Here is a 10,557-nt window from a genome sequence, read left to right on the forward strand (position 1 = left end):
CGGGCCAACAGGCGACATTCGCAATGAAAGAGACCGCCAGACCGGGACGGCCTCCAATCTTTTGCCCGGGATGGGGGATGAAGGTCGTCTGCTTGATCTAGGTCAACATTTCCCCGCTTAAGCAGCGCTCGCGTTCACCGGGTAGATAACCGGAAGGGAAGTATGATCGAGAGGCAGCATCCCGCTACCACGCATTTGCCTTGCTTCATCACGGAGCCCGGACAAACCGACATGCTCATGGTGTTCACCAGCGTCTTTCTCGTGTTGTTCACCCTAACAATGGGCGTCCTGATGCTCCGACTTCTCTATTTGCCTGAGAAAATGGTCCCACAGGAACAGAAGGCCAAATATGAAGTCGTTGCGACGCTCTGCTTGCTCGCGATGTTCGCTCCCGGAAATCTCCTTTGGATAGCTGCGTTACTCGTGGCGATGATTGACATCCCCGATTTCACACCGCTCCTTCAACGGATAGCCGAGGCTGTTCGGCGCGTCTCTCAATCACCGAAAAAGAAAGAAGGGACTCCTCCACGCCCGGAGAAGGCAGGACAACAGAGAGAAGTTATAAAGGCTACCGCGCAAATGGTGCTCGTACTCGGGGTATTGGTTGCTCCTGCCGAGGTATTCGCTGCCTCGTGCTCGTCCTATTACATTTCGGAAATCACGCTTGTCTCGGCGGTCGACACCGAGGCCGGGCGTGTACAGACTTTTGTTGGATTTGGGGCGTCGAAGGAAGAGGCCGAGAAGAACGCTTTGGGGTCCTGCTCGCACATCCAGCTTGACCTCCAAACATGCCTGGACTCAGACCACATCCTGGGCCGTAACGCCCCCTCGGATGGGGCTAACAGCTCGCTTCATCTGAAGTACGCGAAGGCGGTCAAGCGCATCACTGGCTGCGATTAGCGCGGCCTTCGCAGCTTCGGCTATGGGTCAGAAGCTGCCTCGGCATCTTGCAGGAGCTTTGTCCGTTCACTGCCTAGCAGCAGACATCGGGAGGCTCCCAAAGGGATGGTCAGCTACAGGCCCAGCGCTTGTAAAATGAAAGAGGCCGCCAACTGAGGCGGCCTTACTTCTTCAATAGCAAAATGAACGCTACGACGACTGGTATGGCCCTGGCAGCGCAGATGAAAAACCGAAAACCCCATTCCTCACGCATCACCCAACATAGCTGGGACCTTTTTCCTTGGCATGTGCAGCTTGTGCCAGTGCGGCGCAAGACAGTGTCGAAAACCGGCAAGTAGGCCAACTGAGGCGGCCTTACTCAGTCCAATAGTGTACGCCCAGCTTAACGAGAGTTGCGATCGCAGAATGGGAAAAGCCGCAGCGTGGTTCCAGCCCCACTGCGGCATTCCCGGAATAACGAAAAAACTTGGTGCTCAAATCGCGCCGGTGTTCTTTCAGTAGAACACCCCGTTCCGAAAATGGAGTCCGGACAACTACCGGACTCCGGTTTTCTACGCATTGTCACTTGGAGTGCCGACATGGCACGGCATGGCAATTCCAGCCCCAATGCTCCCGGCCGCCGATCCAATTGCGGATTAGAGCGCCGGGAGTGCTGGGCCCGCCAGCGTGAACCGGCGGGCTGCTGCTTGGGCCGCCTGCGTTGCGGTACCGCAATCCCTAGCGGCTTGTGCCGACGCTACCACCGCGCTTCTACCGGACGATCCGATCAAGACGGCAGCCCGTTATACAACTAAATATCTGATCTTTCATTTGGGTACCTACCCGGCAACCCCTAATGCAAGCGCGCACATCGTCGCCCCACACACGGCCCTTGGTTTGAGAACTCGAGATACATCGATTGTTGCATGCCTTATCGTTGTCGGGGCATTTGGACAAACACGCCGCAAGGCCAAGTCGCTCGCCTTCTGAAAATGTCGCTTCTTGGGCGGTTGCGAGCGTCGTCGTTGTTGCCTCAATATAAAGGGCTAGCGCGAACGCGCTCTTTAGGATTTCTGTCGCCGACATTATTTCCTGCCTCTGTTTGAGACCTCGGAAAGCAGCGTACGCCGGATACCCACCAAGGCGAAAGGCGGCCAAGAAATATCGGATCGCGAAAGAGCCCGCCGACGTGTACCGGCGGGCCTTGTCAGCGCCGCAGAGTTCGCTCAATTTCGCGGGCCGCCCAAGTCGCAAGGATCATCGCGAACCGGAAGCGAGCACGACCGGCGTTCGTGTCAAGCCGTGGGCGGCCGTGCTCGGCGCGCTGTGACGGCGACCAGATTGCGATGGGAGGGGCGCTGGTGGTGGCCGGCAGCAAGTAGCAAGCTTTCCCACACCCACTACGCACGGCAGCTCGCGCGCGTTCCTGGCTGACGCCTTCCAGATTTCAACAACTGCTCAAATCTTATGTGAGATCTGACGCAGGCGCTTGAGGAGTCGCCAGACTTGCGTCCACGACCATCTGCCTCGCCGGTTGGCGTAGGAACGCGGGTCTCATTGAGTTTCTTTGCAAGCGCCCCAAGGACGTGGCACCGGACTTCTGATAACCGGAGCTAGTTCGGCTGCCCGCGCGTTCGCGCGGGCCTCCTGAACCGTTCTGGGTACCGCTCGCTTCAAATGGCTACTCATTCCTGCCGCTTGGCATGTGGTGTCTGCTAGCCATTCGTACGACAATCGGCTCGCCGCCTGGGCGGGCCACTCTGGCAGTCGTGGGAAAGTACCGCAATAGAGAGGCGGCCGACGCTGTTCGCCCGGATCGGCGTCATGCGAGCGTTGAACCGCCACCACGTCCCGGAGTTTAACCCGAAGGGAAAGCAGCCTCATTGGGGCCGGCGCAAGCTGATGAGGGACCAATGACCGTCTTCGTGTACGTGAACACCGCCAAACAGGTCGGCGATGCCGACCACATCAAGGTCTTTTCCACGGTCGAAGCTGCGGAAATATGGTTCGAGGAGAACGATCCCGAGGGAGTGGCATTCGAGTACGACGTGCTAGGCTCGCCAGCGTGAACCAGCGGGCTGGTAGCGATCATCAGGCGTAGTCGCCAACCTCCGCGGGGTACGATCGAAAGCACTGGCTCGTGGAGCTTCGCGCGCGTTCTCAATGTCCGATAGGAGGTTCCAATGCGTACTCCGGCCTTGGCGATTTTGGCAATCGGGATGGCATCAACAGAGCCGGCGGCAGCTCAGACGTATAACCCGGCCTATCCGGTTTGCCTGCACGTTTACCGCGCGGGGGCCAACTATTACGATTGCAGCTACACATCGCTGCCTCAGTGCAATGCTTCGGCATCGGGCCGCGCCGCAGAGTGCGCCATAAATCCATACTTCGCGGGCGTGGAAAACCCCGCAGCTTATCGGCGGCACGGCCGCCGCGCCTACTAGGACAGTTGCGAGAGACGCCCAGTCCGCCAGCGTGAACCAGCGGCCGCAGTCACAAACCTGTGGCACGCCCATTGCAAAATTAGCGCTAACTGAGATTTCAGTGCTCAGTTTTGAGAATGACGCGCTGCCGGGACATGTATTTCGAGCCCGGCAGCGTTCTATTTTGAGACTAGTGGGACAGCCGGCTATGCCTCATCTCGTTGCCGGTCGCGCTTCCTGTGAATTCGGCGCCGACGCTTCATGATGGCGCCCGCTTTCCGTATTTCGCGATCTCACGAGGCGACATCGTCCGCAATGCCGCCGACGGACGCGAGATCGTGATGGCGCGATGGGGAATGCCGTCGTCGCAAAATTCCCTGTTGCAAGCTACCGATAGGCGAGCGCAGAAGCCTGAAGCCAAAAGCAAGACGGGGAACTGCTCCGAAGGGAGCCCAACGGCGACACCACAAACTGATGCGCATCATGTCTCGCGCAGGATTGCCTGCAGACGCCGCACCAGGTCTGCCAGACGGAAAGGCTTATGAATGAACGGGAACTCATCCACCGCATTATGCCGCTCCAGTTCGTCTCTCACGTAGCCGGAAGTCAGCAGGATCTTGATGCCTGGCCTTAGTCGCTTCGCCTCGCGGGCAAGCTCGACACCGCTCATCCCGTTTGGCATGACGACGTCGCTGAACAGGAGTTCAAATTCCTGGCCGGATTGTAGCAACCGGAGCGCATCCGCGGCATTTCCGGCGCAAGAAACGTAATAGCCGAAAGTGGTCAGCATTTCCGAAGTTGCCTCCAGGAGATCCTCGTTGTCGTCGACAACAAGGATGCGCTCGGAGCCTGCCGGCGTGATTTCAGGCTGCCCAATTTGCTCCTCTGCGTCCGATCTTTGGGTGGCCCTGGGCAGGTAGAGAGCGATCCTGGTTCCCACGCCCGGCGTGCTGTCGACGACGATGTGTCCCCCGGACTGCCGGACAAAGCCGTAGACCATGCTGAGGCCAAGCCCTGTCCCCTTGCCGACCTCCTTGGTCGTGAAGAAGGGCTCAAACACTCGATCCCGCACTTCGGGAGACATTCCCGAACCGGTGTCGGTGACGGACAGCGTGACGTACTCTCCGGCCAGGCAACCTGCAACCGCGCCCTCCTCCACGACGGCGTTCTGCGTCGCGATCTTGAGTACGCCGCCAGTCGGCATCGCATCCCGCGCATTGAGCGCCAGGTTGAGGAGGGCGGCTTCCAGCAGCGACGGATCGACGTGGCACAACCACAATCGATCCTCGGTCTGCAGCTTGATCTTGCAAGTGGCTCCAACAGCGTGGCGGATGAGCCCCTGGAATTCACCGATAAGTTGGTTAGCGTTGACAAGCTTTGGATTCAGCGTCTGCCGCCGCGAAAAGGCGAGAAGCTGCGCCGTCAGCTTTGTCCCTCGATCAATGGCACGTCGCGCGACAGCGGCAAATTGCCGGATCTTGACAACGTCCTTTGCGGCTTCGATGAGTTCAAGGTTGCCAGAGACGACCGTGAGAAGGTTATTGAAATCGTGCGCAACACCGCCCGTGAGCTGGCCAACGGACTCCATTTTCTGGCTCTGGTGGAACTGCTCCTCGATTTGGCGGCGCGCTTCCAACGCAAGCTTGTGCTCGGTAATGTCGCGAAGAAAAATCGCGAAACCCTGACTTGAAGGGAAGACATTGATCGCGCACCAAATATTTTGACGCGGACAGAACGCTTCCACGGAGCCCGGCCGTTGCTCCGACACCGACTCCTGAACCTCGCGCAAGACCTCCCCGTCGAACACGCCTTGAAATACCTTGGGCAGCTTTATACCGACGATATCGCGGTCTTCTGCGAAACGCGTCCAAGCCGGCCCATTTAAATAAGTGACGCGCCAATCCCGATCGACGATGAGCACGCTGTCGTTGGTGCTCTCAAAGATCGTCGTGATCCGGGCAGCAGCGTCCTCGGCGATCTCCTTGGCCTTGGACAACTCCTGCTCGCGATGCTCCAACGCACTGGCCATGGTATTGAACGCGTCAGCAACGTGTCCGATCTCTGAAGTTCCGCCAATGTTTACACGTCGGGCAAAGTCGCCGAACCGCCACTGGTTCGCTGCGTCGACCAGTTGCCCGAACGGGCGATGGATAAACTGCCTGGCGCCCAATGATGTCAGCAGCAATACCAGCGTAGCGCTCAGGATGATCAAGAAGACGTCGCGCAGCGTCTGGCGCTGGATCTCCCGGAAAGCCAACGCCTTGTCGAGGCCGAAGTCGACAACAAGCGCCCCCAAACCATCCTGCAGGGCAGAATAGGCTTCGATCCGCTCTACACCATCGACGTCGACGATGTCAGCCGTGCCGCCCAGGTCCAAAGACTTTTCGACGGTCATTTTTGTGCCAGCGAATCGGTCGTTATCGGGATAACGGGCGAGAAAGGTGCCGTTCCGGTCCGTGATTGCGAGAGCTGCGCCCTCAGGCACGCCGTTTCGAGCGATGTAATCGGCGAGCCAATCCAAGCCAAGACTTGCAACTATGACGCCGCCAATCTTGCCATAGCTGGCGTAGAACGGCATCGCAAACTGTATGACTCTTTGCTTGGACGACAGACCTCGCGAGTACTCTCCGATCGTAAAAGAGCTGGTCCTGAGAGCGCTCGCGAAGTAGGTGCGCTTGGAGATATCAACCGCCGGACGATCGCCATCTGTGTGGCAGAAGGACAGACCATTAACGTCAGTTACGATAAGGGTAATGAACGCAGGGAAACGGGGCTTCATCGCTGCCAAATAAGCATTGCAGCCCACGCGATCCCCCGCCTTGATTGCCGGCAGTTCCGACAGCGCGATCAGGACCTGACGAATCCCCTGAACGATTTGTTGCTGGTTTGCGGCAGCGAGCTTAGCCAAGCTGAGTGCCTGATTTTCCACTTCGACCTGACGCGCTTCACGCCGGCCGAATTCGCTGTAGGCCTGGATCGCGACCGCAGGCAAGAGGGCCGCAGCAACAAGCAAGAATAGGCGTGATAGAAGGGTCACTTCTGAGCCGGGCCCGTCCTTAAAACACTCGCTCGTCGGAGTTACTCATCCGACGTCGAATGGCTATACATGCACTTGGGTTCACGCTGATCCCTCGAATAGCGGCGCTCAATGAGCGCTTGAAGTTTGCACGGCAGATGTTGCTAGGTTGGCCACCCCCCGAGCGACGTCTCAACGGTGCGGCGCAGGTCTGCCCGGCTTGCCCCCGTCTGCGCCGCAAACGCCAGCCCCCAACCGACAACGATCGCAAATAGTGCAAGCGCGTCCGAATCCGCATTTGCCGGCAGATCACCCATCTCCCGCGCTGTCCGAAACCGCGAAGCCAGCCGTTTGCGGCGCGCGTGACGAAGCTTCATCAGTTCATCTTGAACCTCTGCCTCTTCTGCGTACGCCTGCGAACATTTGACCGAAAGGCACCCTGGTGGATGAGTCTTGTCCGTATACAGGTCTACCAACCCATAGAGCATAGTCTCCACCACCTCGCGCGCCGTGGGCTGGTTCAGCGCCTTTTCATCGACGCGGCCAAGGTACGCTTGATAATAGTAATTGAGCACCTGCCTGAAAAGTCCGGCCTTACTGTCGAAAGCAAAATACAGGCTCGCTGGCGCAATTCCGATATTTGAGGTCAGGTCTGCAAGCGACGTGCCCTGATAGCCGTTCTTCCAGAACAGTGCAGTTGCTCCTTTGATCGCCTCATCGAGGTCGAAGCTTCTCGGTCGCGGCATGTTCCGATCTCCAATTTGTTATTTAGCATTCGCTCTATTTGATTGACAAGGTCAGCCGCGAAATTTATCGATCGCTAAACTAATGAACTTCATCATCTGTGGCTGCCCTATGTCATCTGAAACCGCGCTTCCAGTATCGCTCCCGCGCTATCCGATCGCCACAGCGCTCGCCTTGTCACTGGCTGCCGCCATCGCTCTCGGCATCTCCCGCCTGTCATACGGGCTCTTGCTGACGCCCATGCGTACCGATCTTGGCTGGTCTTATTTGTTGGCTGGCTCGATGAACACGGCGAATGCACTCGGCTACTTCATTGGCGCGCTGGCGGTTCCGGCGCTGACGCGCCGCCTCAACGTCTGGCGACTGTTGGTCATAGGTTCCGTTCTGACCAGCGTATTCCTGCTCTTGTCGGGCGTCGTGACCGACGCTATAGCCCTGATCCTTCTCCGCCTTGGCGCAGGCGCAGCGAGCGCGTCCGTCTTCGTCATCGGCGGCGTTCTAGCGACCCGTCTTGGCTCAATGCACCGCGAGCAGGCCGGATTCTTGATCGGTCTCTATTACGGCGGCACAGGTTTCGGGATCGCACTTTCCGCGCTACTCGTACCGGCGGCGCTTTCGGCCGCACCACAGCTCGGCGGCGCGCATGACTGGCAATGGGCGTGGTTCGCGCTCGGCATCGCCTGTCTGCTCGCAACCGCCATCATGGCGTTGCCTGCAAGGACAATCGGCGAAATTCCTTCTGATCTGACCTCAAAATCGGAGTTTTCCGTAAAGGATTTCGGGTTTGCCCTGGCTGGCTATTTCATGTTTGGCGTTGGTTACATTGCCTACATGACGTTCGTGATCACATTGCTCAAGCAGCAGGGCATGCAGGCTGAGACTATCACCTTGTTCTATACGCTGTTAGGGGTGGCCGTCGTATTATCCTCGCGACTGTGGGCACCGATGCTTGATCGCTTCAAGGGCGGCGAGTCGCTGGCGATATTCAACGCTATCGCAGGTGTGGTTTCCATTCTCCCGGCAGTGACTTCTGCGGTGCCAGTCGTGTTCATGTCCGGCCTGGCCTTCGGAATGGTCCTGCTATCGGCGGTGGCATCGACCACCGTATTGGTGCGGCACAATCTCCCGCAAGAATCATGGTCGTCTGCGATCAGCGTGTTCACGGTGGTATTCGCATTCGGCCAGATCATCGGGCCCGCGCTCGTTGGCTGGATCGCCGACGGCCCTGGCGGTCTCGAACGCGGATTGGTTGTGTCGGCCGTTGCGCTGTTCATTGGTGCAGCTCTGGCTTCGCAGCAAAAGGCGCTGTCGTAACGAAAGTGACGTTAGCAAATCGATGGTGGAAAGCACCATGTGTTGACCAGTGAATCTCTGACTGTCGCACGTCTTGAGAGGGACGCCTGCGATGCGCAAATGGGTTACCACGCCCATTTGATCACCTAGGAGAGAGCTTGCCATGGGTACGCCGCCGCTCGCGATATCTGTCCTCGATTTTTCGCCCATGCGTGACGGCGAGACGGCGAGCGATTCCCTGCGCCGAACCGTCGAGCTGGCCCAGCAAGTCGAAGAGCTGGATTATCGACGCTTCTGGTTTACCGAGCATCATAATGTGCCCCGCTTGACCAATGCGGCACCGGCTGTCGTGCTCGCCCACATCGCCAGCGTCACGAGATCGATTCGTGTTGGTTCCGGCGGGGTGATGTTGCCAAACCATTCGCCGCTGGTTATCGCCGAGCAGTTTGGAACGCTGGCGGGGCTGCATCCCGGTCGGATTGATCTCGGGATCGGGCGCGCCACGGGCGGACCTGGTGCGGACTCCGAGATATTCCGGATGTTACGCAAGCCGCCCGACGCGCGTGATCGATTTGAATTCGACCTCGACGAGCTCCTGACCTTGCTCGATGAGCGGCAGGCGGAAGATGCGCCGTACGTGCCTGCCCGTGGCCTCGATCTTCCGGTGTGGCTTTTGGGATCGTCGACATCGTCGGCGGCGATGGCCGGAAAGCTTGGCTTGCCATTCTCCTACGCGACCCATATTGCGCCCGAAGACCTGCAGGTCGCCTTGCGGGCCTACCGCACAAATTTCCGAGCTTCCAAGACGCTGCAGCGCAATTATGCGATGATCTGCGCCTTCATCATTGCTGCGGAGACCGATGCTCAAGCCCAGGACCTGCTGGGATCGATCCGACCGATCTTGCTGCAGTGGTTTCGCAAGTCGAGCATACAAGTGCCGATCGACAATGCCAGGACACCTGTTGTGGCGGCTGCGCCTGAACAACACCTACCTTATGCGATCGTAGGCTCACCTGAGACGGTGCGATCTGGTATCGAGGCGATGGTGCGACAAACGCAGGCCGACGAGCTGATGGTCATCACGCTGATCCGCGACCCCATTGCCGCCCGTCGTTCCTACGAGATCGTTGCCCGCGTCTGCAAGGACATCACCCGAGAATCGGCGACAGCAACCACGGACTGAACGTGTAGGGCTTCCGACATTATCGACATTTCCCACGCGACCTACGGTGGGGCAATCGTCACCGCTACTGCCAAGTTGGAGCAAAAATGAAACCTGGTGTCACTACAGAATTTGAAACGACGGAATTCGCAGGAATAACCGCCAAGATCATCAACCCTTATCCGTGCTCGTTCACAGTCCTCGACATGACTATCAAGCCTGGCTTCGGTGCGCCGGCACATATCTCATCGACGGAAGATAAGCTCTTCATCGTGATCGAGGGGCAACTGAGGTATCTTGTCGGCGAAAAGACCGAGACCGTGGGTCCTGGCACGCGAGTGATAGTTCCAAGGAGCGTCATTCACGGCTTCACAAATATCGGAGTCCATGACGCACGGCATATCCTTGTGTCTACGCCGCGCCGCCACGAGGAATTCTTCCGCGACCTGCATAACATACCTGAGCCGCGTGAGCAGCACAGGGATCAACTCCCGGCCATCGCCGAACGTCACGACCAAGCTGTCGTCGGACCGTTACCGTAACTGTGGCGTCCGGCAGTTCTTCTCCGAAAGGAGATTTGCTGTTTCCGATCAGGCACCGACTTCCTCTCTTTGAACCGGTTCAGGGTCGCTATCAGGCCGGATCAGCGAAAGCTATCGATCAACGAGTCTAAGAGTTTTAGGTCTGCACGGCTCTGCGCCGGCGGCGTAGTTTGCCCGTGCCCGTGTCTCACGCTGCTGAAATCTGCGAACGCCTGCACCTTCCTTCGCGGTTTCCAACAGTTCGTGACTGTCATAAAATCCGTTCGCTTTTGAAAGAGCTTCGAGGCTCGCCGCCGTATCTTCCCACTAGCGTCTCACCACCTCGGGCCGCGAGCTCAGCTTGCCTGGGAAGTAGTGGTAGATGCTCGGAGCCTTGATGCCGACTTCGGCTCCGATGTCGCGGAAGTTCAGCCCGCCATATCCGTGGGCCTGAGCCGTCCTGCGCGCCGCGGCCAGGATCGCTTCCTTCGCATTTTCGCTCATCGTGATCACCTTAAC

General features: G+C 58.4%; 9 protein-coding genes. 6 read left to right on the plus strand and 3 right to left on the minus strand.

Annotation, left to right across the window (positions count from 1 at the left end; all coding sequences use genetic code 11):
- The first annotated feature begins 162 nt into the window (after positions 1-162).
- The 3 genes from JQ627_RS34715 to JQ627_RS34725 all read left to right on the plus strand — a co-directional run bounded on the left by JQ627_RS34715 (position 163) and on the right by JQ627_RS34725 (position 3,323).
- Positions 163-900 (plus strand): hypothetical protein, encoded by a 738-nt coding sequence (locus JQ627_RS34715; RefSeq protein ID WP_212488841.1) that lies wholly within the window; start codon positions 163-165, stop codon positions 898-900.
- Positions 901-2,792: 1,892 nt separating this feature from the next.
- Positions 2,793-2,948 carry a hypothetical protein gene (locus tag JQ627_RS34720; RefSeq protein WP_212488842.1) on the plus strand — a complete coding sequence of 52 codons (156 nt, stop codon included), beginning with the start codon at positions 2,793-2,795 and terminating at the stop codon, positions 2,946-2,948.
- A 114-nt stretch (positions 2,949-3,062) separates the two neighbouring features.
- Positions 3,063-3,323 (plus strand): DUF3551 domain-containing protein, encoded by a 261-nt coding sequence (locus tag JQ627_RS34725; protein WP_071911927.1) that lies wholly within the window; start codon positions 3,063-3,065, stop codon positions 3,321-3,323.
- A gap of 460 nt (positions 3,324-3,783) precedes the next feature.
- On the opposite strand, the gene JQ627_RS34730 is transcribed toward JQ627_RS34725, so the two are convergent.
- Positions 3,784-6,339: a hybrid sensor histidine kinase/response regulator gene (locus JQ627_RS34730; RefSeq protein WP_212488843.1), complete on the minus strand. Its 2,556-nt coding sequence runs from the start codon at positions 6,337-6,339 to the stop codon at positions 3,784-3,786.
- 143 nt (positions 6,340-6,482) lie between these two features.
- A complete protein-coding gene (locus JQ627_RS34735; RefSeq protein ID WP_212488844.1) occupies positions 6,483-7,064 on the minus strand; it encodes a TetR/AcrR family transcriptional regulator in 582 nt (193 codons plus the stop codon).
- A gap of 82 nt (positions 7,065-7,146) precedes the next feature.
- On the opposite strand from JQ627_RS34735, the gene JQ627_RS34740 reads away from it, so the two are divergent.
- From JQ627_RS34740 to JQ627_RS34750, 3 genes are all read left to right on the plus strand, one after another.
- Positions 7,147-8,376 (plus strand): YbfB/YjiJ family MFS transporter, encoded by a 1,230-nt coding sequence (locus tag JQ627_RS34740; RefSeq protein ID WP_212488845.1) that lies wholly within the window; start codon positions 7,147-7,149, stop codon positions 8,374-8,376.
- Positions 8,377-8,518: 142 nt separating this feature from the next.
- A complete protein-coding gene (locus JQ627_RS34745) occupies positions 8,519-9,538 on the plus strand; it encodes an LLM class flavin-dependent oxidoreductase (protein ID WP_212488846.1) in 1,020 nt (339 codons plus the stop codon).
- 86 nt (positions 9,539-9,624) lie between these two features.
- Positions 9,625-10,059 carry a cupin domain-containing protein gene (locus JQ627_RS34750; protein WP_212488847.1) on the plus strand — a complete coding sequence of 145 codons (435 nt, stop codon included), beginning with the start codon at positions 9,625-9,627 and terminating at the stop codon, positions 10,057-10,059.
- 306 nt (positions 10,060-10,365) lie between these two features.
- Here JQ627_RS34750 and JQ627_RS34755 read toward each other — a convergent pair.
- A partial coding sequence (locus JQ627_RS34755; protein WP_409363836.1) for a helix-turn-helix domain-containing protein occupies positions 10,366-10,557 on the minus strand: 192 nt, incomplete at its 5' end.

The sequence above is a fragment of the Bradyrhizobium liaoningense genome, assembly GCF_018130785.1.
In the GTDB taxonomy this organism is placed as follows: domain Bacteria; phylum Pseudomonadota; class Alphaproteobacteria; order Rhizobiales; family Xanthobacteraceae; genus Bradyrhizobium; species Bradyrhizobium liaoningense_A.

Excerpts from the sequence above, each read along its gene's own strand:
- JQ627_RS34715 (WP_212488841.1), top strand. The coding sequence starts at position 163 with ATGATCGAGAGGCAGCATCCCGCTACCACGCATTTGCCTTGCTTCATC.
- JQ627_RS34720 (WP_212488842.1), top strand. The coding sequence starts at position 2,793 with ATGACCGTCTTCGTGTACGTGAACACCGCCAAACAGGTCGGCGATGCC.
- JQ627_RS34725 (WP_071911927.1), top strand. The coding sequence starts at position 3,063 with ATGCGTACTCCGGCCTTGGCGATTTTGGCAATCGGGATGGCATCAACA.
- JQ627_RS34735 (WP_212488844.1), bottom strand. The coding sequence starts at position 7,064 with ATGCCGCGACCGAGAAGCTTCGACCTCGATGAGGCGATCAAAGGAGCA.
- JQ627_RS34740 (WP_212488845.1), top strand. The coding sequence starts at position 7,147 with ATGAACTTCATCATCTGTGGCTGCCCTATGTCATCTGAAACCGCGCTT.
- JQ627_RS34745 (WP_212488846.1), top strand. The coding sequence starts at position 8,519 with ATGGGTACGCCGCCGCTCGCGATATCTGTCCTCGATTTTTCGCCCATG.
- JQ627_RS34750 (WP_212488847.1), top strand. The coding sequence starts at position 9,625 with ATGAAACCTGGTGTCACTACAGAATTTGAAACGACGGAATTCGCAGGA.